This is a genomic window from Streptomyces sp. NBC_00310 (genome assembly GCF_036208085.1).
GTDB lineage: Bacteria > Actinomycetota > Actinomycetes > Streptomycetales > Streptomycetaceae > Streptomyces.
On record NZ_CP130714.1, the window covers coordinates 1,815,931 to 1,838,218 of the forward strand.

Genomic DNA, 22,288 nt, shown 5'->3' on the forward strand with positions numbered 1-22,288 from the left:
TTGCGTTAGACGCATCATTGTTGGGATGGCACCGGTGAAGCGCAAGCGTCGCTGGTAGATCGCCTGCACCGTGCGAGAGGATGGTGGAACCGAGGCCCATCACCTGGCGTTTCGCGCTTACTTGAACCCTGCGGAGTGCTGCATCAGATGCAACTCCGCCCCGTTTTCTTGCGGACGCATGCCTGTGAGGTAAAGGCATACGACCACTGCGGCGGTGCCCAGGTGACGCATCAGGCTGGCAGCCTCATCGAAGTCCATGCGCTCGCGCCAGGGGTTCCCGTTGATCTGCCCGCTGACCGGCACCTCCAGCGGGCACGGGCCCGGGTGCTCGTTCGCCAGGCCGGAGAGCTGGTTGCGCGCGACGAAGTGGTCGATCTGTTTCACGCTCGCGCCGGTGACGGCGGAGATGTAGGAGCGAGCCAGCCCCCGGCGGCCGTGCATCCGGGCCGAGGGCAGCCCGCGGCCCGACCGGACATTCGGCAGCAAGAACTCCGCAAGGACGGCCTGCCCCTCGGGGATGGCCGGGTTGGCCTCGGCTGCCGCGATCAGGCGGCTCCTCTCGGCCCACGCTGCCAGGATGTCGTCGGCGAAGTCATCGACGAACCGGATAGCCCATACCAACAGCGGCCCCAGGACTGCCGGATCCAGAGGTTCCGTACTGTTCTCTCCGCGTGCCGGGCTGTTGGCGGCGGGAAGGAAGTCGTCGATGCCCTCGACGTCCCATGGCGGCCGGGTGACGCCCGCGGGCCTGGCACTGAGCTGGTCGAACGCCCACAAATCTGTCAGCTTGCCGCAGACCCTCGCGGCGTGGTCGCGGGAGACCCCGTCGCCCCAACGCTGGGCGATATAGGCCCGCCACATGTCGTCGGTGCAGTCGGTAAGGCTGCTGAGGCGGCGCGCGTGCAGCCATCGCGCCAGCCGCATCCACTCATTGCAGGTGTCCCTGATGTCCGCAGCGGACGTCCTGGCCCGGGAATGGCTTCCTCGCGTCAGAAGGTAGGTAGGACGAAGCCGGCCATTGATCATCGTCCAGGTCGTCTGTTTGACCTGGGCGAGCAACGGGTCGGGACAGCCCTGCCAGTAGATGGTGGCCAGCTCGGTGCTGGGGCTGTCGATGAGCGGAGCCAGCGGCCAGACGGGATCACGGTACTGCGCGTTCGGGTGCGTATTGCCGGGGCTGATCCATAGGGATAGCACCACGGGGCTGTTCGGATTCGGCGGAGCCAGAATGTATGGGTCGTTCTCGACGGCAAGGCTGGTCACTGGGCGAGGTCTTCCTTCAACAAGAGCTGGACGACGGTGCGGTCGGTGTCGCTGACGCGGGTCAGGGCCGCCTTCCAGGCAGCGGGGCCGACCTTGTCCCGCAGGTTCTCCAGACGCAGCAGATGGTCGTTCCAGCGGCTGAGGAATGTGTCATCGTCCAGGGCGGAGCGCAGGCTCAAGATCTGCTGGTGCAGCAGAGCGAGCCGGGGATGGTGGCCCGGGTGGACGTGGGCATTGGGACAGGCCATGCAGAGCAGGAAATCCGCTCCGCAGCCGCCGCCCGGAGCCGGCCAGGGCGTGGTGGTCTCGTCCTCGCAGTCCACTGTCGCGGTCGGCTGATGACCCGGGTCCGCCTCGTCCGTGATCTTCCCGCCGAACACAGCGGCCATCGCCTGTTCCAGAGCCTCATGGGCGCCAGCCTCGAACACGTCCTGGGAGGCGCGCTGGACCTGCTTGTCGGGCAGCACGTAGACGCTCTCGTGAGTGCCCTGGGTGTGCTGCAGGGGGCGTCCCTCGCGGGTCACCGTCGTCCGGCGGGTTCGCTGGAACGGTGATCCGTGCAGCCCGTGGCTGCGGGCCCACGACTTGGCCATGGCGTAGGAGATTCCGAACGACAGGGGCTCCACCGCCGATGGACGATCCAGCCCCAGATGTCCCTGTCCCGGTTGGTGAGCACGAGCGACCATCAACAGATCTATCTCGGGTGCCAGACGGTTCGCCAGCGCGCGTCCGTGCGCCGTGGCCTCCAGCGCCTGGGTGATCAGCCGCCCTGGGGAGTCGGCTCCTGCGTCGGTGATGTTCTCGGTCGAGAACCAGTGCCCCCTCCCAGCTCTGCGCTTTTCGAGCTGGACCTGGTAGGTGGCCGAGGACGTCTCGCCGACCGATGGCGCGGTGGTCGGCACGGGCATACGGCTGTAGAGAGACAGGTTCCACCCGAACCGGTCAGTCAGAAGCACGGCCAGCGCGGTGAGCTCCCCGCGGGTCAAGAAGAGCCTGCCCCAGGTCTTCTCCGACCTGTTGCCGCCCAACAGTTTGTGGTTGGTCACCGCTCTCTGCCCGGAGGGGCGAAGAGTGCGAGGAGCATCACCGGTGCGGGCGATATGGTCGAGGATGGCGCCGATTTTCCATTCGCGGCTGCCCTCTGTGATGTCGCCGGCCCGCCACCTGTTCAGCAGGCTTGTGTTCTCGTTGATCCGAAGCCAGGCCGAGCGGAATTCGCGCTGCGCGGCCAGCACCACCCGGTTCCGTTCGTCCTCGTCGTAGGACTGCTTACTCGGTGTCGGCCCAGGAACCCGGCGAGCCACTTCTTCGGCCAACGGCCCAGTAGAGAGCCGGGGGTCCCGCCGCAACAATCCACGGATGGTGCCCAGCACGCTCCGGCCGCTGTTGGTGCCGATGTTCTGGTTCCGCCAGCTCTGAAGCGCTTCGACGGTGAGACCGTCCAGATCGTCTGGCGGGCTGTCCAGGCCCGAGACGAATTTGGCGAACTGGTCGATGTGCCGCCAGTTGGTCCCAGCTGTCAGATGACTGGTCCACCCACGAGATCGGACCGCGAAAACTGCGGCCAACGAGCGTTGCATCGGCTCAGCTACCGGCAGTTCGGCGAAGTCGTACTCCTTGAAGCCAGCCTTGCTGACCACGGTGACCGCGAGTCCGTCCGGAGCAAGAGGTGACCTGGTGTGGTGATCGGCCGGCGGGAGCACAGCCTTGCGTCCCCGCCCAGTCACGAGGCCACCTTGAGGAGGGCATCAATGTCCTGGATGCCGGCGGTCTCCCGGGCCAGGCGAGCAAAGACACCGTCCAGGTCCTCCGCCTGCTCACTCTCGTCCTCGTCAGCCATCGCCAGGATCGACTCCAGCTGCAAGTGGGCGACCGGCGCGAGGTAGTGCCGTTTCGTCGTCTCCACATCCGTGTGCCCGAGGATCGTCTTCACCAGCCACCACGGGTCACCGAACAACAGGGCGAAGTCCCGCCTCTCCGCCTTCGTCAGCCCGTAACGGGACTCCATCAGCTGATTCAGCACGATCAGCAAATAGAGCGCCGCCGAGTGCCGAGCAGAATGCGGCGTCGCGTACGGAGACTTCCCCAGCACCTCCGCAAGCCGGAAGTCCCGGGTGATCTTCCGCTCCTCCTCGGTAAGCAACGTTTCCTCGCAGCGCAGGTTCGCAGTCCTGAACACCCCGTTCCACCGCTCGGGGGCCATCGGCAGACCCTGCTCCGTCAGCCACAGATATGCAGGCTCCGGCCCCTCTGCCCCCTCCAGAAACAGTGACTGCCGGTCCATCCAGCCCAGACGGCTCAGCTCCCGAGCACCGGCGACACCGTCGCGGTCCACCCACTCCACCGTCGGGTTCCGCCCATTCGTCACCCGAGTGATAAGCCGCATCACCGGCAGCCGCTCGTAGCGGCCCGCTGCCTGTGCTCGCTGGATTGCCCAAGCCCGTTCGGACTGGATGTAGACCTCGACCTGCCCGACCGCGTCCACCGTGGCGTAGAACACGCGGCTGCTCTTCGATCGCGTCACGGCACCGGCTATTCGGCCGTGGCAATATCGCCCGCGCCGAAGACGTTGCGTCGGCAGCTCGAACGTCAGCAACGACCCGCCCTCCTGCCGCCTCAGGGCCGAGGACAGCAGCAGCTGAACGAAGCTTGTATTCCGCATCTCCGTCCGGGAATCCCACCCCGGCGCCGGCAAACCAGCACGGGTGTGGCCGCGCAGACCGACGTCGGACCACAGGCCCCAGGTTCGCGGCGTCAGCCACGACACCCGCGAACTGACCGAGTCCGCCGCCCGGTCCTCCCGCCGCGAGACGTCCACCGGCAGCGGGCGTACATCGCCCCACCGGAACAACTTCGTGAACGCCGCCGCCTCCCGGTCCCATTTGGTCCCGCTGATGCTGTCCGTGTTCTCCGGTGCTTCACATCGCCAGTGCCGGAAGTCGTTCAGGTCCTGTTGCGTCGCTCCCCGCCACTCGACCTGCCGCGAGGACAGAAATTCGAGCAGCAGACGCATATCCGTCGAGTAGTTCCGCTTCGACTCACGTTCCATAGACCTGAACGCGTCCGAAAGGACGAAATTCAGAAGGTCCGCGTCAACCATTCCATCCGGCCGAACGAACACCGGATCACCCGGTTCGAGACCGATCCGGGTAACCGCCTCGGGCAGATCCCGTACCCCCAGCACCCCCTCAGCGGGGAGCTTCCCCCACCGGCCCGGATCCGGCACCCGCACCACTTGCCACGTACTCAACTGCTACCTCCACTGATGCTTGAACACGCTCAAGCATCAGGGAAGCCACGAGTTGGGCGTCCTCGTCGCCCGTCGCGACGGCCTCGACGCGTCGCGGCTGCCCGCCGGACGACGGGCCGGCAGCCCCCTGCGAGGAGCCCTTGACGTCCGGCTGGACAGCCGGGTGACCCAGCGGCGGCTGCGCACCCGGCTGCGTGGCGCCCGGGAGTTCCTCGCCGAGCGGCACGCCTGAAGGACGGATGCCTGGCGGTCGTCTCAGCCGGCGGTGCGGGCGATGTCGGCCATGGCCTCGACCGTGCGGTCGAGTTCGGCCTCGGTGTTGTAGTAGTGCGGGGAGAGCCGGACCAGGGGGTGGACGCCTCGGTGTTCGGTGTCGAACTGGGTGTGTTCGGGGTCGGTGGTGGTCACGTTGATCCGCTGCCGGGCGAGGGCGGCGGCGACCTCGGGGGCGGGCAGGCCGTCGACCTTGGCGGTCACGATGGCGCAGCGGTGTTCGCCGAGGTCGTGGGTGGTGACGCCGGGGAGAGAGTCGAGGCGGTCGCGAAGGTACGCGCCCAGGGCGACGGCGCGTTCACCGATGCGGTCCAGGCCGAGGTCGAGGGCCTGGCGCACGGCCGCGTCGAGGCCCAGGACACCCGCGTAGGCGGTCTCCCAGGTCTCGAAGCGGCGGGCGCCGGGCTGCCAGGTGAAGCCGCGTCCGCCGTCCCAGGCGGCGGAATGGATCTCGATGACGTGCGGGTCGAGGTGCTCCAGCGCCTCGGAGCGCACCCAGAGGAAGCCCGTGCCGCGCGGGCCGCGCAGGAACTTGCGGCCGGTGGCGGTGAGCATGTCGCAGCCGATGGCCTCGACGTCCACCGGGAACTGGCCCACGGACTGGGTGGCGTCGAGGAGGAACGGGACGCCGGCGGCGCGGGTGATCCGGCCGATCTCGGCCGCCGGGTTGATCAGGCCACCGCTGGTGGGGATGTGGCTGATTCCGACCAGTCGGGTGCGCTCGTCGATCAGGGTGGCGAGGGCGGCGGTGTCGAGCTGTCCGGACGCGTCGTCGGGGACGACCACGATCTCGGCGCCGGTGCGCCGGGCGACCTGGAGGTAGGCGAGCACATTGCTGCCGTACTCGGCGCGGCCGGTGAGGATGCGGTCGCCCGGCTTGAAGGTCAGTGCGTAGAACGCGGCGTTCCAGGCGTGGGTGGAGTTGTCGAACAGCGCGATCTCGTCGGGCCGTCCGCCCACCAGCCGGGCGAGGTTGTCGTAGGTGGCGTCGATCCGCTGCCGTTCCTGATTCGCGGCCTCGTAGCCGCCGATGGCCGCTTCGAGTTCCAGGTGGGCGGTCATGGTGTCCAGGGTCCGCCGGGAGAGGAGGGCCGCTCCGGCGTTGTTGAGGTGCACGCGGTTCGCGGTGCCCGGTGTGTCCCGGCGCAGTGCGTCGATGTCCATGCCCACACTCTTCCCACGCGTCAGCGTTGGGTGAACTGGGCGCGGCCGGGCTGGTCGACGTTCGGGGTGATGGTGATGCCGGTGTCGGTGAGGGCCTGGCCGTGGATGTCGGTGACGCGGATGTCGGAGCCGCAGCCGGTGCCGTCCGCCGAGACGAAGTAGTTGTATTCCTGGCGCGGCAGTTGGCGCCAGGTCGTTCCGGTGCGGACCTCCAGTGTGGCGACGGGGTTGCGGTGGTTGCGGACCTGGATGCCGCACCACCACTGCGTGGACCCTTCCTTGTAGCGGTAGGCGACCGTGCCGCCGATGTCCGGGCTCACCAGGGTCCAGGTGATCGGCACCCGGCCGGCCACGGGGTCGGCGATACGGGCGAAGGCCTGCTGGCCGAGGTCGACGTCGCCGGGGGCGCACTCCGGGCAGCGGTCGACGATCTTGACGGTGAGCTCACCGCGGGGTCCCTTGACGCGGATGAAGGCGCCGCACATGCGGGCGTTGTCGTAGTCGGTGTGGTTGAGGGCCGCGATGGCGATGTCGCCGGTGGCGTCGTAGAGGCAGTTCCCGACGCCGGTCGCGCCGTAGAAGGTGCCTTCGCCGGAGTAGGTGACGCCGGGCTGGACACTGGCGTACGCCGGCGCCGTGGCCGTGGTCAGGAAGGCCGTGACGGCGGCGAGGAGGGCGAGTCGGCTGCGCATGTCGATGCCTTTCGAGGACGGTGGGACGTGCTCGGGCGCCGAGATCCTGGCATCGTTGAAAGGTCAAGTGAAGCGTGATGGCAGTCATACGTCTGGAACGCCCCGGTCGCTCCCGGGCTCTTGTCACCCACGGACGAACCCCGGCCCCTCGGGACTCATCTCCCGCACACAGAACGGGGATCGACCCGGTCCACGCCTCCGGCGCTGCCATATTCGAAAGCCACTTCGGAGGTGGCTGTGACGCTAGAGGTGACGACGTCCCGGGCGAGGCAGGTGGCGGAGCGGGCGACAGCCCGCATGCCCGAACCCGCCGATGAGCGCGTCGACGAGCGCGTCGATGAGCGCGTCGACGAGCGCGTCGATGAGCGCGTCGATGAGCGCATGGATGAGCGCATGGATGAGCGCGTTCACGAACAGGTCCACGAGCGCGTCGGTGAACCCGCCGTCGACCGGACCGCCGACCGCATCGCCGAGTTGGAGGGCCGCCGGGCGCGGGCGGTCGCGCCCGGCGGGGCCAGGAGACGTGGGGAGTACGGCGCCCGGGAGCGGATCGATCTGCTGCTGGACGCGGGCTCGTTCACGGAGACGGGCCAGTTCGTACGGGCCCGCCCCACCGGGGACGGCGCCCGGCGACCGTACGGCGACGGGGTGGTCACCGGGCACGGCACGATCGACGGCCGCGCCGTCTGTGTCTTCGCCCAGGACGCCACGGTCTTCGGTGGCAGCATGGGCGAGGCCTTCGGCGAGAAGACGATCGCGCTGATGGACCTCGCCCTGAAGACGGGCTGTCCGGTCATCGGCCTCAACGACGGCGGCGGCGCCCGCATCCAGGAGGGCGTCACCTCGCTCGCCCTCTACGCCGAGCTGGTGCGCCGCAACGTGCAGGCGTCCGGGGTGATCCCGCAGATCTCGGTCGTCCTGGGCCCGTGCGCGGGCGGGGCCGCGTACTCGCCGGCCATCACCGACTTCACCGTGATGGTGGACGGCGCCTCGCACATGTTCGTCACCGGGCCCGACGTGATCGAGACGGTCACCGGCGAACGCACCAGCGCCGAGGAGCTGGGCGGCGCCCGCACCAGCAACACCGTCAACGGCAACGCCCACTTCCTCGCCGCCGACGAGGTGAACGCCCTCGACACCGTGCGCGACCTGCTGTCGTACCTGCCCGCCAACAACCTGGAGCGGCCCCCGCAGTACGCGCCGGGGGCCGCGCCCGCCGGGCCGGGTCTCGACGCGGTGGTGCCGGACCGGCTCGGGCAGGCCTACGACATGCGGGACATCCTGCGCGCGGTCGTCGACGACGGTGAACTCCTGGAGGTGCAGGAGCTGTTCGCGCCGAACATCATCTGCGCGTTCGCGCTCGTCGAGGGCGCCTCCGTCGGCGTCGTCGCCAACCAGCCGCTGCACGCCGCCGGGGTCCTCGACATCGACGCCTCCGAGAAGGCCGCGCGGTTCGTACGGTTCTGCGACGCGTTCGGCATCCCGCTGCTGACCTTCGCCGACGTCCCCGGTTATCTCTCCGGTGTCCGCCAGGAGCAGGCCGGCATCATCCGGCGGGGCGCGAAACTCCTGTACGCCTACGCCGAGGCCACCGTCCCGAAGGTCACGGTGGTGGTGCGCAAGGCGTACGGCGGCGGATACGCGGTGATGGGGTCCAAGCACCTCGGCGCCGACGTCAACCTGGCCTGGCCCACCGCCCGGATCGCCGTCATGGGTGCCGAGGGCGCGGTAGGGGTCCTGAATCGCCGCGAACTCGCCGCCGCGGCCGACCCCGAGGCCCTGCGCGCCCGCCTCGTCACCGCGTACGAGAGCACGTACGGCACCCCGTACCTCGCCGCCGAACGCGGCTACGTCGACGCCGTCATCGCTCCGCGCGACACCCGCGCCCACATCTGCCGCGCCCTGCGCGCCCTGCGCGGCAAGCGCGCCCCCATGCCGGAACGCCGCCACGGCAACATCCCGCTCTGACCTGCCTCCGACCGCTGCGCGCGGCCCGGCTGCCGTGCTCCGCGCGGCCGTCGCCGCACGCGCCAACCGCTCTGACCTCTCTGACCGCTCTGACCGCTCTGACCGCTCTGACCGCAAGTCGTCCCCGCGACGTGAGGAGCCTTGCCCGATGGACAGCCGCCGCCCCCCGCTCGCGCCCGCGTTCCGCAGTCTGCCGGAGTATGTCCGGCACTGGGCCGAGACCACCCCCGACCGCCGGGCGTTCACCTTCGTCGACCATCCCGCGCCGCAGTCGCGGGGCGTCCACCGCACGCTGACCTGGCGCAGGCTGGACCTGCGGATGCGGGCCGTGGCCGCCCGGCTCGCGGCGGAGGCCGAGCCCGGGGCACGGGTCGCTGTGCTGTGCCCGCAGGGCACGGAGTACGTCACCGCGTTCCTCGGGGCGCTCGCCGCCGGTCTGGTCGCCGTACCGCTGTATCCGCCCGGTCTGCCCGGGCAGGGCGACCGCCTGTCGGCGGTCCTGACCGACGCGTGCCCGGCGGTCGTCGTCACGACGCGCCGCGCCCTCGCCGAGGTGACACGGCTGTGCGAGGGCCGGGCGGTGAAGGTGATCGCCGTCGACGAGGTGCCGGACGCCGCCGCCGACGACCGGCCGCCGTCCGCCCCCGACGACACCGCCGTCGCCTATCTCCAGTACACCTCCGGCTCGACCCGCACCCCGGCGGGCGTGGAGATCACCCACGCCAACGTCGTCGCCAACGCCCGCCAGGCGCTGGCCGCCTACGGCGCCGACGCGCATGCGGTGACATGTGTGGGCTGGCTGCCGCTCTACCACGACATGGGGCTGGTGCTGAGTGTCGCGGCGCCGGTGGTGCGGGGGCTGTTGTCGGTGCTCATGGATCCGGTGGCGTTCCTGCACGAGCCCGTGCGCTGGCTGCGGCTGCTGGCCGCGCACCCCCGCGCGCTGAGCGCGGCGCCCAACTTCGCCTACGACTACTGCGCGTCGACGGTCACCGACGCGCAGAAGGCCGGGCTGCGGCTGGACGGTGTCTTCGCCCTGATCAACGGGAGCGAGCCGGTCCGACCCGGCACGGCCGACCGTTTCCACGCCGCGTTCGCCGCGCAGGGTCTCGTCCCGGAGACGCACTGCCCGTCGTACGGGCTGGCCGAGGCGACCGTCTTCGTCAGTGCCGCCCGCCCCGGGGTGCCGCCCCGCGGTTTCGCTCTCGACCGCGACGCCCTGGCCACCGGGAAGGCCCTGCCCGCGCGGCCCGACGATCCGAGGGCCGTGCTGCTGGCCGGCTGCGGCGCCCCGGCCGGCCAGCGGGTGCGGATCGCCGACCCGGTGTCCCGGGTCGCGCTGGCCGAGGGGGAGGTCGGCGAGATCTGGGTGCAGGGTCCCAACGTGGGGCGGGGCTACCGGAACCAGGACCGGCAGACCCGGCGCGTCTTCGGCGCCGTCCTCGCCGATGTCACGGCGGGGCCGGGCGCGTGGCTGCGGACGGGCGACCTGGGGACGGTCCTGGACGGGCAGTTGCTCGTCACCGGGCGGCTGAAGGACCTCATCGTCGTCGACGGACGCAACCACTACCCGCAGGACGTGGAGGCCACGGCCCAGGACGCGCACCCGGCCGTGCGGCGCGACCGGCTCGCCGCGTTCGGTGTGCCGGGCGGCTCCGGGGAGCGGGTGGTCGTCGTCGCGGAGCACGCGCGGGCCGTGCCGCTCGCCGACATCGACGTACCGGCGCTCGTCACGACCGTGCGCGCGGCCGTCTCCGCGCGGCACGGGCTGCGGCTCTCCGACGTCGTCGTCGTCCCGCCGGGCACCGTGCCCCGTACGTCCAGCGGGAAGGTCTCGCGGGCGCTGACCCGTGAACGTTATCTGGCGGGTGCCTATGCGGTGGGGGTCGTGGGATGAGGGTCGTGGGGGACGACGAGGGCAGCCTGCGGCGGCCGGTCGCCGGCGGTACGGAAGGCGCGGTGCGGCGGCTGATCGCCGAGCAGGTGGCCGCCTGGAGCGGCATCGCCGTCGAGGACGTGGCGATGGACCGGCCGTTCGCGGATCTCGGGATGTCCTCGCGGGACGCGGTCGTGCTGGCCGGGGAGTTGTCGCGGGCGACGGGCCGTGAACTGCCGGCGACGCTGCTGTGGGAGGCGTCCACCGGGGAGGCGCTGGTGGCGCGCCTGTGCGGTACGGCGGCGGACATCGCCCCCAGGCCGGCCCCACCTGCGAGGGCACCCGCGCCGCCCGGTGAACCGGTCGCCGTCGTCGGGGTCGGCTGCCGGCTGCCCGGGGGTGTGCACGGCCCGGCGGACTACTGGCGCCTGCTGCTCGACGGCGTCGACGCGATCCGCCGGGTCCCGGAGGACCGGTGGCGGGACTTCACGCCGTACCCGCCCGCCGACGCGCTCCCGTACGGCGGCTACCTGGACGACATCGCCGGGTTCGACGCGGACTTCTTCCGCATCACGCCGCGCGAGGCCGCGGTGATGGACCCGCAGCAGCGGATCCTCCTGGAGGTGGTGCGGGAGACCCTGGACCACGCCGCGGTCCCGGCCGCCTCGCTCGCGGGCACCGCCACCGGTGTCTTCGTCGGGGTCTCCGCTCCCGAGTACGGACAGCTCACCGGCGCGGACCCGGCCGCCGTCGACCCCTGGGCGCCGGCCGGCGGGGCGCTGAGCGTGGCGGCGGGCCGGCTCGCGTACGTCCTGGACACGCGCGGGCCGAGCATGGCCGTCGACACCGCGTGTTCGTCGTCTCTGGTGGCCGTGCACCACGCGTGTGTCAGCCTGCGCACGGGCGAGAGCGATGTCGCGATCGCCGCCGGGGTCAATCTGCTGCTCTCCCCGACCGTCACCGTCGCGTTCCGGCGGGCGGGGGCCCTCGCGCCGGACGGGCGGTGCAAGCCGTTCTCGGCGGCGGCCGACGGCATCGGGCGGGGCGAGGGCTGCGCGGCCGTGCTGCTGAAGCGGCTGTCCGACGCCGAGCGGGACGGCGACCGCGTCCTCGCCGTGATCCGGGCCACCGCCGTCAACTCCGACGGCCGCTCCAACGGCCTCCTCGCCCCCAACCCGGCCGCCCAGCAGGCCCTGCTGACCACCGCCTACGCGCGAGCCGGTCTCTCCCCCGCGCACATCGACCACGTCGAGGCGCACGGCACCGGCACCCCGCTCGGCGACCCCATCGAGGCCGGTGCGCTCGGCACCGTCCTCGGTACGGGCCGCGACCCCGACCAGCCGCTGCTCCTCGGCTCCGTCAAGGGCAACCTGGGCCACCTGGAGTCCGCCGCGGGCATCGCCGGCCTGGTGAAGACGGTGCTCGCACTCCACCACGACCTGATCCCGCCCTCGCTGCACTGCGCCGGGGGCAGCGCCCTGGACGACGACGGACGGCTGCGGGTCGTGACGGAGGCCGAGCCGTGGCCCCGGTACGGCGGTACGGCCACCGCCGGGGTCTCCGGGTTCGGGTTCGGCGGCACCAACGCCCATGCCGTCCTGGAGGAATGGCGGCCCGGCGCCCTGCTCCCGCCCCCGGCCGAGGAACCCCCGGCCCGCCTCCACCTCCTCTCCGACACCGACACCACCCGCGTCCGCGACACCGCCGCCCGGCTGGCGGACTGGCTCGACACGCCCGAGGGGAGTGCCGCGCACCCCGCCGATGTGGCGCGCACGCTCGCCGGGCGGGCGGGGCGCGGGCCGGTGCGCGCCGCGATCGTCGCCGGTGACCGTGCCGAACTCGCGCACGGGCTGCGCGCGTTGGCGGGCGGTCACCCCGACGCGCGGGTCGTGACCGGCGACCGGGATCTCGTCGGACGTGGCCCGGTGTGGGTCTTCTCCGGGTACGGCAGCCAGTGGGTCGGCATGGGACGCCGACTGCTCGCCGAGGAACCCGCCTTCGCCGCGGCCGTGGAGAAACTGGACGCGCAACTGGCCCCCGAGTGCGGGCTGTCCCTCTATGACGAGCTGTCCTCCGGCGGCGACCTCGACCGCCTGGAGGTCGCCCAACCCGTCCTCCTCGGACTGCAGTTGGCGCTCGCCGAGCTGTGGCGGGCGCACGGTGTCGAGCCCGCCGCCGTCATCGGCCACTCCCTGGGCGAGGTGGCCGCCGCGGTGTGCGCGGGCGCGCTGGAGGTGTCGGACGCGGCCCGTGTGGTGGCCGTACGGGCCCGGCTGCTCAGCGGGCTGCGGGGCGGGGCGATGGCGGTGGTCGACCTCGACGACTCCGAACTCTCCACCCTGGCACGGGACTTCCCCGGGGTCCATGTCGCCGTGCACTCCTCGCCCGGTCAGAAGGTGGTCACCGGGGAGGAGGAGGCGGTGGCCCGGCTGGTGGGGTGGCTGGAGGAGCAGGGGCGGGCCGCCCGTGCGATGCGGGTGGTCGGGGCGGGGCACTCCCCCCAGGTGGAGCCGCTGCTGGCCGAGTTGACGGCGGAGTTGGCCGACATCCGGGGCGGGCGCCCCACGGTCCCCGTCTACTCCACCGTGCTGGACGACCCGCGTGGGGACTGTGTGTTCGATGCCGGGCACTGGGCCGCCAACCTGCGGCGGCCCGTGCGACTCGACCGGGCCGTCGCCGCTGCCGCCGCCGACGGCCACACCACGTTCGTCGAACTCTCACCCCACCCGGTCCTGACCCGGGCGGTCACGGACACCGCCCCCGGCGCCCTCGCCCTCGGCACCCTCCGACGCGACGCCGACACCTGCGCCGGTTTCCTCACCCAGGTGGGCATCCTGCACACCGCCGGACTGCGGCTGCCGCTGCCACCCGGCCGCGTCACCGACCTGCCCGGGCCGCGCTGGCGGCATGGGCGGCATTGGTGGACGGACGGGCGAGCGGGTGTCGCGGCGACGGGCCGGACGACAGCGGGGGCGGAGGGGAGCCGCGTGTCCGGCGGGGCCCATGTGACGGCCGGGAGCGACGAGTCCGGCGCGATCCACGTGTCGGCACAGGGCCACGAAACGGGCGGAGTCCGCGTGACGGCGGAGGGCCGTGAAACGGGCGGAGTCCGTGTGACGGCACAGGGCCACGAAACGGGCGGAGTCCACGTGACGGCCGGGGGCCTCGTGGTGGCCGGACGGGACATCCCGGAGGCGGACCGCACGGCGGCAGGAGGCCATGTCGCGGAAGGGCGCCCCGGAGGGCCGGCGCTACGGGGCGCCTTCCCGCCGGAGGAGAGTCGGCAGCTCGACGGACGCCACGGACTGGACGGCAGCAGTGGGCCGGAAGGGTGGCGCGCGACGGAGGACGCCTCGGTCTCCGCCCGCCTCTGTCACCACATCGCCGCCGTCACCGGGCATCCGCCGACCCGGATCACCCCGGCCACCACCTTCGCCGAGCTGGGCCTGGACTCCCTGATGGCCGTCCGCATCCGCGCCGCACTGGAACGGGAGTTCGGCATCGAACTCCCCCTGCGCGACCTCCTGGGCGCCGCCACGGTCGAAGCCACGGCGGCCCACGTCCAGCGGGCGCTGCCGGGGGAGGCGACGCCGTCCGGGGATTCCCGGCCGGCCGTGCGGACGGAGACGACATCGGCCGAAGGCCACCGGGCACAACCGACGGCACCGGCTCCGGCCGAAGGCCACCGGGCACAGCCGACGGGCCCGGATCCGGCCGAAGGCGTCCACCCCGCGTCGCCCGCGAGAACGACGGGTGGGCACGCGCCCTCGCCGGCGCCCTGGGCATCGGCCGAGGACGCCCTGCCGTCGGCCGGCCCCCGAGCGGTCGACAGGGAGCCCCTGCCGCGGCTCCCCCGCGCGGCCGGCGAGGACGCGTCGTCGCCGGCCGGGAGAGCGTCGCGCGAGGACGCCCTGCCCCAGCCCCGCAACACCTCCGCCGCTCACCATCCGATCCGCACCCTCCACCCCTCCGGCCCCCACCCCCCGCTCTTCCTCGTCCACGCCGCCGGCGGCACCGCCGACGTCTACCGCTCCCTCGTCGAACGGCTCGGCGGGGAGCGGCCGGTGTACGGGCTGGAGCGGATCGAAGGGGCGCGTACGGTCGTCGAGAAGGCCCGGCGTTACGTGGAGGCGGTGGCCGCCGTGTACCCCGACGGGCCCTGTCTGCTGGGCGGTTGGTCGTTCGGTGGCTTCGTCGCGCAGGAGGCGGCGCGGCAGCTGACGGCCGCCGGGCGGGACGTGCGCCTGGTGGTGCTCATCGATTCCGTACGGCCCCTCCCCCGCCCGGAGGGAACACCGGCCGAGCGGATCCGCGCGCACTTCACCGGCTTCGCCCGCCACGTCGCCGACGCGTACGGAGTCGAACTGACGCTGCCGTACGACGAGTTGGCCGCGACGGAGGACGACGGCGAGCGCGTCGACACCGTGCTGCGGGCTCTGCGTAAGGCGGCCGACGTGCCGCAGGCGGCCCTCGATCACCAGAGGTCCTCCTATCTGGACCTGAGGATCGGCGAGGCCCACCGCCCGGGGCGCCACGACGGCCGGGTGGTGCTGTACCGGGCCACCGAGCCCGCCCCGCACACCGTGCGCGACCCCGCGTACGAGCGGGACGACGAGGCGCTCGGCTGGGACGAGGTGTGTCCACGCCTGACCGTCGTCCGGGTCACGGGTCACCATCTGTCGCTGCTCGACCCGCCGCACGTCGACGAGATCGCCGCCCATCTGCGGCGGGAGCTCGCCAGGGACAACCGCTGAACCCGATCCGAGGAGAGCCGCCATGCCCGACCGCACCGACCCCACGCACCCCATGCACCCCACCGCCGGATTGTCCCGGCGCTCCGTCGCCAGGGCGGCGGTCGCCACCGGCCTGGCCGCCCTCGTCGGTGCCGCGACCACCGGCACCGCCGGGGCGACCGGTCGCCGGTCTCCCGTCGGCCGCACCCGCACCAACCGCGCTGCCACCGCCCCCGCCGCTCGGACCGTCACCCGCCTCGGCCCCCGTACCCTCGACGTCTCCCTCCCCTCCGCCGCCCTGGGGCGGAACGCGACGGTGCGGCTGATCCTCCCCTCGTCCTTCGCCGCGCAGCCCGCCCGGAAGTACCCCGTGCTGTATCTCCTCCACGGCGCGCACGACGACTACACGTCATGGACGCGGGAGACGGACATCGAGGCGTTCACGGCGGGCCGGGAGCTGATCGTGGCGATGCCGGACGCGGGGCCGACCGGCATACCCACCGCCTGGCGGAACGGCCCCGACTACGAGACGTTCCAGATCCGCGAGGTACCGGCGCTGCTCGCCCGTGACTACCGGGCGTCCGGGGTCCGGGTCGTCGCCGGTGTCTCGACCGGCGGCTACGGGGCGATGGCGCACGCGGCACGTCACCCGGGGACGTTCGCGGCGGCGGCCTCGTACAGCGGCATCCTCGACACCACGGCGCCCGGGGTGCCGACCCTGATGGACGCCATCGTGGCCCGCGAGAACCTGACGCCCCTGTCGCTGTGGGGCAACCCGATCCTGAACGTGCTCACCTGGCGGGACTTCAACCCGCGGTCCCGCGCGGCCGGACTGCGCGGCACCGCCCTGTACGTGTCGAGCGGCAGCGGAGTGATCGGCGGGACCGGCGACTGGCTCCCCGAGGCGCTGGAGAGCGCGCTGTGGCCGTCCGCGCACGCGTTCACGGACACGCTCGCGCTGCTGCGGGTCCCGGTGACCACCCATTTCTACGCGGGAGGAGGGCACAGCTGGGCCTACTGGAAGCGGGAGTTCACCGCGTCGTGGCCGATGCTCGCCGGTGCGCTGGGGGTGCCGGCGTGAGGCCGGTGCCGTCGGGGCACGGAACGGAGCGCAGGGGACGTACGTCCAACCCAGGACTTGTCCCTCGCCCCACGGGCACCAGCCCGCGGGTGAGCCGCTTCCGGGTGAAAGGAGGGTCCGCCTTGGCTGCCCCCACCCCGCCGCACGGTGTGCCGGACGGTCCCGGCGCCGCCTCTGTGCCGCCCGAACTCGCCAAACTGCTGCGCGACCAGTTGGAGGCCGTCGCCGACGAGGTGGAGGAGGAGGTGCGCAGACAGGTCCCGGAGTACGCCCGGCCGGCGGACGGGGCGTATCGCGCACAGCTCAGATCGGGGGTCGTCCAGGCGCTGACCCTGTTCGTCGACCACATCGCCGATCCGCGCGGCCAGGGTGCCGCGATCACCGCGACCTACTACGAACTCGGGCGCGGCGAGGCCCTGGAGGGTCGCGGTCTGGACGCGTTGCAGTCGGCGCTACGGGTCGGGGGTCTGCACGCCTGGCGGCTGATGGGCCGTACGGCGGAGGAACTGGGCCTGGACTCCTCGGTGGTGGCCGCGCTCGGCGAACTCGCTTTCCAGACGGTGCACGAGGTCGCCGAGGCGGCCGCATCCGGCTTTGCGGAGGCCCAGCTGCGCAGCACCGACGAGTTGGAGCGACGGCGCAGGCGGCTGCTCGATCTGCTGCTGGGAGACCGGCCGGTGGCCCCGGAGGCGGTGCAGGATCTGGCGCACGGCGCCCGGTGGTCGGTGCCGCGGCAGGTGGCGGTGGTCGCGCTGGCGGCGGCCCCGGACCAGCGGGAGGCGGACCGGCCGTTGGCCGCGGCGGGGGCGCTGGTGGACATGGAGTCCCGGCCGCCCCGGATGCTGGTGCCCGACCCGGACGGTTCCGGCCGTTTCGGCGGCCGGGCGTTCACGCTCGCGCTGCGCGGCCGGCCCGCCGCGATCGGCCCGACGGTCCCGCTCGGCGAGGCGGCCCGTTCCCTGCACTGGGCCACCCGTGCGCTCGGGCTGATGGGGCGCGGCATCCTGCCCCGGCAGGGCGTGGTGCGTTGCGCCGACCATCTGTCGACGCTGCTGCTGTACAGCGACGAACCGATGCTCGCCCACCTCCAGTCGCGGGTGCTGGCCCCGCTGGACGCCGTCGCCGAGGGGCCGCGCGGCCGGCTCGCCGAGACCCTTCTGGCGTGGCTGCTCGGCGGCAGCAACGTGCCTGATGTCGCCGCCCGCCTCCACATCCACCCGCAGACGGTCCGCTACCGCCTGCGGCAGCTGGAGAAGCTCTTCGGCGAGGCCCTGCACGACCCCGGTACCCGCCTCGACCTCATCCTCGCCCTGCGCGCGGAGGCATTGCGGGACGACGACACGTTCACCGCATAAAAATATCGACTCACCTCGGCACAAAAACAAAAGCGATTTCTGAATTCTCGTCCATAACACTCGGCCTGGCACAGCGAATATCTTCGGGACGTCCTTTTCCACAGGCGCTCCACGCGCCCCACCCTCAAAGGATCCCCATGCGTATCCGCTTGTGCCTCGCCGCGCTCTCGCTGGCCGGCGGGGCCGGACTGGCCACCGTCTCGGTACCCACGGCCACGGCCGCGGCCTGCACGGACATCGACGTCGTCTCAGCTCGCGGCACGTTCGAGCCGGGCACGCTCGGCTTCATCGTCGGCGACCCCGTGTATTCCGCGCTGCAGAAGAAACTCACGGGCAAATCCCTGTCCAGCTACAAGGTGAACTATCCCGCGGACCTTTCCCTCACCTCGGCCGCGCAGGGAAACGCGGACCTGGTGAACCACGTCAGGAGCCAGGCCGCCGCCTGTCCGAACCAGCGTTTCATCCTGGTCGGCTATTCGCAGGGCGCGAACGTCGTCGACAACTCCATCGGCATCAGCAGCGCCGGCGCGGTGGTCGGCAGCCCCATCGTGGCCACCATTCCCGCCGCGCTCGAACCGAAGGTCTCCTCGGTGCTGCTGTTCGGCAACCCGATCCGGGCCATCGGCAAGAGCGTCACCGGCATCTACCAGAGCCGCACCATCGACTTCTGCGCGGCCGGTGACCCGGTCTGCGAGAACGGTGGGGGCGACACGGGCGCGCACCTGAGCTACCGGGCGAACGCGGACGCGGCGGCGGCCTTCGCCGCGACCAAGGTCTGACCGACCCCACGCACGGTGGGACCCCACGCACAGTGGCGAAGGGCCCGGGAGGAGATCCTCCCGGGCCCTTCTTCCATGGGGGCGACGGCTACTCGATGTCCCGCGCGAACTCCGTGAGACTCGTGGAGACGGGTTCGGGACGGCCGTTGTTCTGGGTGGGCGCGGCGGTCAGCACGTCCAGGTGCTGGTAGCCGTCGGCGACCACGGGGTCCAGGTCGGCCGGGACGCGGCCGGCCAGCAGTCCGTCGCCCGCGAGCACGGTGAGCGTCGGGTTGGCGGTGAGCCCGTCCGGGTGGACGACGAGCCGCTTCACCTGGGGCGAGGTGGCCAGTTGGAGGTCGGTGACCAGTTTGGTCGGGAAGTACTGCTCGGTGAAGTCCAGCGGCTGCTGGGCCATGCTGCGGGCCAGCTCCTGGATGTCGGTGACCTCCTTGCCCGCGTCGGTGAACGGGGTCCCGTCGGCCGCCCGGTACCCGGGGTCGTCGGGGTCACCCACGCGGTCGTAGTTCCGCCAGGTGTAGAGCGGGCCGCCCGGCCGGTCGGGGATGGCCTTGTACTCGCCGCCGAACAGGGCGGGTTGCCCGTCGCTCCCGTTGGCGACGGGGAAGTTCTTGTCGACGACCGGCCCGCCGTCGAAGAAGCCCACGCTGCTCTGCAGGAACGCCAGCGGTACGGAGTGGTCGTCCATCAGCGCGCCGAGGATCGCCTCGTTGGTGAGCCGGAAGTCCTTCACCGCCGGTGAGCCGGACAGGAAGGTGGCGGTGTCCTCGGAGAACAGGAAGCGGTTGCTGACCTCGATGTTGGTGTTGAGGGGCAGGTAGTCCGGCAGGGTGGCCTCGCCGCCCGGGTCCTGCAGCGCGCCCAGGCCGGCGATGGCCAGCAGGGTCATCATCTCCGGGTTGAGGAGCACCGGCGCGGACAGCGTGCGCGGCAGCAGTCCGCTGTCGAGCCCGGCCTGCACCGTGCCGTAACCGAGGCCCACGTCGGGGAGGTTGGTGTCGTCCGGGATGCTGCCGCTCAGGTCGGCGAGGGAGGTGGAGACGGTGGTGTCGAGGGCGAAGTAGCCGGCGCACTGGCGGTGTCCGGCGTCCGCCGTGGTGGCCCGGTCGCCGTCGAAGTCGGCGGTCGCGAAGTACCCGGTGATCACCCCGCCGAGGGAGTGCCCGCCGCACAGCACCTTCTCCTTGCGCACCCGCTGGTCGGGCAACTCGGCGGTGAGCAGGTCGTACTGGTCGCGGACGGTCCGCTCGACGCCGAGCTTCGCCATCCAGCCCAGCTCGCCGTTACCGACGAACCCGTCGAAGGTGCGGCCCGCGACCTGCTTGTCCCGGTAGTAGTAGTCGACGGCCGTGTCCTGGTCTCCGGAGGCCACACCGGTGCGGTCCTCCAGGCAGTTGGAGCGCCGGTCCAGGGCCCAGAACTCGATGTGCCGGCCCTGTTCGGCGGCGCGTGCCACGGTGTTGCGGGCGACGCTGTCGAAGGCTCCGGCGCCTTCCAGGATTCCCGGCTGGGCGACGAGGATCCGGTCGGCGTCGGCCGAGGCCGCCGGTCCGTCGGCGGACCGGTAGCGCAGGTACGACAGCCAGTCGCACGCCGCCGGGCGCGCCCCGAAGGACGCCGGCAGCGGCGCTCTCACCCGCACCAGCGTCTCGGTCACCCCGGCGACCGGACTCGTCGACGCCACGGCCGTCTCGGTCCGCGCGTCCTCGCCCCGGGCGTCCGGGGCGGCTCCGGTGAGCGCTCCGACGATCAGCAGCACCGCCGGCGCGGCACCTCTCCATGCCTTCAAGGTATTCGAGGGGTTCGAGGTATTCGAGGGGTTCTTTCCGCTGCGACTCGTGTTCATGCTGGGACGGTAGGACCGCGAAAGCGGCCCCACCGCCCCATGCTCACAACAACGCAGCGACCGTCGGCACCTTTGTCACCAGGCACCAACTCCCTCTGTTACCAACCGACTTACAGTCCGTCACTCACCATCGCGGCCACGATCCGGACGTGCCGGTCGGCCGCCGTGCCGGAGTACTCGTTGTCGTAGTTCAGCCCGTACGGCCAGAAGTGGCCGCCCCCGGTGGAGATCTTCGCGCTCGACCCGTCGTACTGCCGGACGAGCGCCGTGGCCCCCGCACCGGTCCAGGTGCCGCTGCCGCCCAGCCGTGACCAGCCCGCACTGGTGCCCACGCCTATGGTGTGCGCGATCTCGTGCAGCGCGGTCCGCTCGTTCATATAGCTGCGGTTGCCGAAGCGGATGGTCCCGTTGATGTTCCCGTCGGCGGTGGGGACGCCGGGCTCGTAGCGGACGGTGATGTTCTTCCCCAGGTCGCTGAGGTTGTTGTACCGGGCGACCGCGGCGTTCATCGCCGAGGTGATGAGGTTGTACGCCGTCTGCTGGTCCTGCGTCGGGTTGCTCGCCCGGACCAGGGTCCAGGTGATGGTGGCCGCCGCGGCCTGTTCCCGGGGCACGGGCGCGGCCTGCGGTGCGGCCTGCGCGACACCGGGAGCGGCGAGCAACGCGGCCGCCAGTGCGGCCACGACCACCTTCTTGCGCGGTGAGTTCATCGGGGTCTCTCCTGTTTTTCGTGGGGGGATGCGGGGAGTGTGGGGGATGCGGGGAGTGTGGGGGATGCGGGGGGTGTGGGGGGTTTGGGGGTGCGGGGGGTTCAGGCACCGATCTTTCCGATGCCCGCCCCGGCCCTTACGAGGGCCGGGACGTCCGCGGCGGGGTCCAGCGTGTACGCGTAGTAGGTGCGCGGCTCGGTCACCGTGCCGTTGGTCTCACACGTACCGGACCCGGGGAAGAGGTTGTTCCGCTGCACCAGCCGGCCCGGCCCGGACGCGTCGTAACCGCTGGCGGACCAGCAGGGTTTGGGGACCCCTTCGAAGTGGTTGCCCTCGACCACGACGCCCGCGTTCATGGTCGAGGCGACGCCGTAGACGGCGTTCCCCTTGTAGTAGTTGTTGTAGACGTGCACCGGCTCGCCGAACCGGACCCGGGGATGCCGCTGCCGTGAGCCGTCGAAGAAGTTGTGGTGGATCGAGACCTTCAACTTCCCGGTGTCCTGGCTGCCGTTGCCGTCGGAGTGCCCGAGCAGCATGCTCTTGTCGGTCTTGTTGAACCAGTTCCAGGAGACGGTGACGTACTCGGCGCCGCGCACGACGTCGACGGCCCCGTCGAGGGGCGCGACGAACTCGTTGTGGTCGATCCAGATGTGGTGGGACTCCTGGCCGACGCTGACGGCGTCGTCCTCGGCGTCGGTGAACTTGATGTTCCGCACGATGACGTTGTACGAGCGGTAGAACTCCAGGCCTCCGCCGTTGATGACGGCCGACGAACCGACCCCGATGATGGTCTTGTTGGGCCGGACGCCCTGCTTGCTGGTGATGTCGATGGTGCCCTGGACCCGGATGACCAGCGGGCCCACCGTGTCGATGTACTCCAGGAACTGCTCGGTGGTGGTGGCGATGACGGTCGCTCCGCCGACCCCGCCGGTGGTGCCGTTCTGCCCCAGCGCGTTGACGGCGGCGAAGCCGGTGGGGGATGTTTCCGCGACGGGGGCCACCGCCGTGTCGGCGACCGCCCCCGCCTGGACGGGCGCGATCGCGGCGAGCAGCAGGCCGAGCGCGAGAGCCGGAACGCCGCGTGCGGCGCGTGACGACAACGACCTCATGTGATTCCTCCCGGGACAAGTGGGGGACGTTCCTGGGCCGTGCGAAAAGCTGCACACAAGGGACTAGAAAGCGCTTTCAGTTTCCTGAATGCTAAGCACGTGTTTTGGGCATGTCAACGAAATCGCGTTCGCCTCGTGTTGTGGAAGGGAGTGTCGTGACTCCACGACATCGCATCGTCCGGGCCCTGG

At 71.6% G+C, this 22,288-nt stretch carries 15 protein-coding genes and 1 pseudogene; 7 read left to right on the forward strand and 9 right to left on the reverse strand.

Annotated features, from left to right (window positions below):
• Positions 1 to 117: 117 nt before the first annotated feature.
• The 3 genes from OG202_RS07965 to OG202_RS07975 all read right to left on the reverse strand — a co-directional run bounded on the left by OG202_RS07965 (position 118) and on the right by OG202_RS07975 (position 4,513).
• Positions 118 to 1,263 carry a hypothetical protein gene (locus OG202_RS07965; protein ID WP_327730801.1) on the reverse strand — a complete coding sequence of 382 codons (1,146 nt, stop codon included), beginning with the start codon at positions 1,261 to 1,263 and terminating at the stop codon, positions 118 to 120.
• Entirely contained in the window at positions 1,260 to 2,903 is a 1,644-nt protein-coding gene (locus tag OG202_RS07970; RefSeq protein ID WP_327750260.1) for a hypothetical protein, read from the reverse strand. The genes OG202_RS07965 and OG202_RS07970 overlap by 4 nt, the downstream gene beginning before the upstream one ends.
• Before the next feature lie 83 nt (positions 2,904 to 2,986).
• Positions 2,987 to 4,513, reverse strand: a complete 1,527-nt coding sequence (locus OG202_RS07975) for an integrase (RefSeq protein ID WP_327730799.1) — start codon at positions 4,511 to 4,513, stop codon at positions 2,987 to 2,989.
• Between the two features lie 46 nt (positions 4,514 to 4,559).
• Here OG202_RS07975 and OG202_RS07980 point away from each other — a divergent pair.
• A pseudogene (locus OG202_RS07980) lies at positions 4,560 to 4,745 on the forward strand (dTDP-4-dehydrorhamnose reductase); the annotation flags it as partial.
• Between the two features lie 23 nt (positions 4,746 to 4,768).
• On the opposite strand, the gene OG202_RS07985 reads toward OG202_RS07980, so the two are convergent.
• From OG202_RS07985 to OG202_RS07995, 3 genes are all read right to left on the reverse strand, one after another.
• Positions 4,769 to 5,950, reverse strand: a complete 1,182-nt coding sequence (locus tag OG202_RS07985; RefSeq protein ID WP_327730798.1) for an aminotransferase class V-fold PLP-dependent enzyme — start codon at positions 5,948 to 5,950, stop codon at positions 4,769 to 4,771.
• Between the two features lie 20 nt (positions 5,951 to 5,970).
• Positions 5,971 to 6,642, reverse strand: a complete 672-nt coding sequence (locus OG202_RS07990) for an expansin EXLX1 family cellulose-binding protein (RefSeq protein WP_327730797.1) — start codon at positions 6,640 to 6,642, stop codon at positions 5,971 to 5,973.
• A gap of 243 nt (positions 6,643 to 6,885) precedes the next feature.
• Complete coding sequence (locus OG202_RS07995) at positions 6,886 to 7,053, reverse strand: hypothetical protein (protein WP_327730796.1); 168 nt, start codon at positions 7,051 to 7,053, stop codon at positions 6,886 to 6,888.
• On the opposite strand from OG202_RS07995, the gene OG202_RS08000 reads away from it, so the two are divergent.
• From OG202_RS08000 to OG202_RS08025, 6 genes are all read left to right on the forward strand, one after another.
• Complete coding sequence (locus tag OG202_RS08000) at positions 7,036 to 8,610, forward strand: acyl-CoA carboxylase subunit beta (protein WP_327730795.1); 1,575 nt, start codon at positions 7,036 to 7,038, stop codon at positions 8,608 to 8,610. The genes OG202_RS07995 and OG202_RS08000 overlap by 18 nt on opposite strands.
• 148 nt (positions 8,611 to 8,758) lie before the next feature.
• Positions 8,759 to 10,507, forward strand: coding sequence for a fatty acyl-AMP ligase (locus OG202_RS08005; protein ID WP_327730794.1), 1,749 nt, complete (start codon positions 8,759 to 8,761; stop codon positions 10,505 to 10,507).
• A complete protein-coding gene (locus OG202_RS08010) occupies positions 10,504 to 15,240 on the forward strand; it encodes a polyketide synthase (protein WP_327730793.1) in 4,737 nt (1,578 codons plus the stop codon). Before OG202_RS08005 ends, OG202_RS08010 begins: the two co-directional genes overlap by 4 nt.
• 22 nt (positions 15,241 to 15,262) lie before the next feature.
• Positions 15,263 to 16,300 (forward strand): alpha/beta hydrolase, encoded by a 1,038-nt coding sequence (locus tag OG202_RS08015; protein ID WP_405892864.1) that lies wholly within the window; start codon positions 15,263 to 15,265, stop codon positions 16,298 to 16,300.
• A gap of 122 nt (positions 16,301 to 16,422) precedes the next feature.
• Positions 16,423 to 17,655, forward strand: a complete 1,233-nt coding sequence (locus OG202_RS08020) for a PucR family transcriptional regulator (protein ID WP_327730792.1) — start codon at positions 16,423 to 16,425, stop codon at positions 17,653 to 17,655.
• A 137-nt stretch (positions 17,656 to 17,792) separates the two neighbouring features.
• Positions 17,793 to 18,434, forward strand: a complete 642-nt coding sequence (locus OG202_RS08025) for a cutinase family protein (protein WP_327730791.1) — start codon at positions 17,793 to 17,795, stop codon at positions 18,432 to 18,434.
• Between the two features lie 88 nt (positions 18,435 to 18,522).
• On the opposite strand, the gene OG202_RS08030 is transcribed toward OG202_RS08025, so the two are convergent.
• The 3 genes from OG202_RS08030 to OG202_RS08040 form a co-directional block, all read right to left on the reverse strand.
• Entirely contained in the window at positions 18,523 to 20,193 is a 1,671-nt protein-coding gene (locus OG202_RS08030) for a hypothetical protein (RefSeq protein ID WP_327730790.1), read from the reverse strand.
• Positions 20,194 to 20,390: 197 nt separating this feature from the next.
• Positions 20,391 to 20,990: a hypothetical protein gene (locus OG202_RS08035; RefSeq protein ID WP_326584397.1), complete on the reverse strand. Its 600-nt coding sequence runs from the start codon at positions 20,988 to 20,990 to the stop codon at positions 20,391 to 20,393.
• Positions 20,991 to 21,091: 101 nt separating this feature from the next.
• Positions 21,092 to 22,099, reverse strand: a complete 1,008-nt coding sequence (locus OG202_RS08040; protein ID WP_327730789.1) for a pectate lyase family protein — start codon at positions 22,097 to 22,099, stop codon at positions 21,092 to 21,094.
• Between the last annotated feature and the right edge of the window lie 189 nt (positions 22,100 to 22,288).

Bases quoted from the DNA above. Each gene is read 5' to 3' on its own strand.
- OG202_RS07985 (WP_327730798.1), bottom strand. From the start codon at position 5,950: ATGGACATCGACGCACTGCGCCGGGACACACCGGGCACCGCGAACCGC.
- OG202_RS07990 (WP_327730797.1), bottom strand. From the start codon at position 6,642: ATGCGCAGCCGACTCGCCCTCCTCGCCGCCGTCACGGCCTTCCTGACC.
- OG202_RS08000 (WP_327730795.1), top strand. From the start codon at position 7,036: ATGGATGAGCGCGTTCACGAACAGGTCCACGAGCGCGTCGGTGAACCC.
- OG202_RS08005 (WP_327730794.1), top strand. From the start codon at position 8,759: ATGGACAGCCGCCGCCCCCCGCTCGCGCCCGCGTTCCGCAGTCTGCCG.
- OG202_RS08010 (WP_327730793.1), top strand. From the start codon at position 10,504: ATGAGGGTCGTGGGGGACGACGAGGGCAGCCTGCGGCGGCCGGTCGCC.
- OG202_RS08015 (WP_405892864.1), top strand. From the start codon at position 15,263: ATGCCCGACCGCACCGACCCCACGCACCCCATGCACCCCACCGCCGGA.
- OG202_RS08025 (WP_327730791.1), top strand. From the start codon at position 17,793: ATGCGTATCCGCTTGTGCCTCGCCGCGCTCTCGCTGGCCGGCGGGGCC.
- OG202_RS08035 (WP_326584397.1), bottom strand. From the start codon at position 20,990: ATGAACTCACCGCGCAAGAAGGTGGTCGTGGCCGCACTGGCGGCCGCG.
- OG202_RS08040 (WP_327730789.1), bottom strand. From the start codon at position 22,099: ATGAGGTCGTTGTCGTCACGCGCCGCACGCGGCGTTCCGGCTCTCGCG.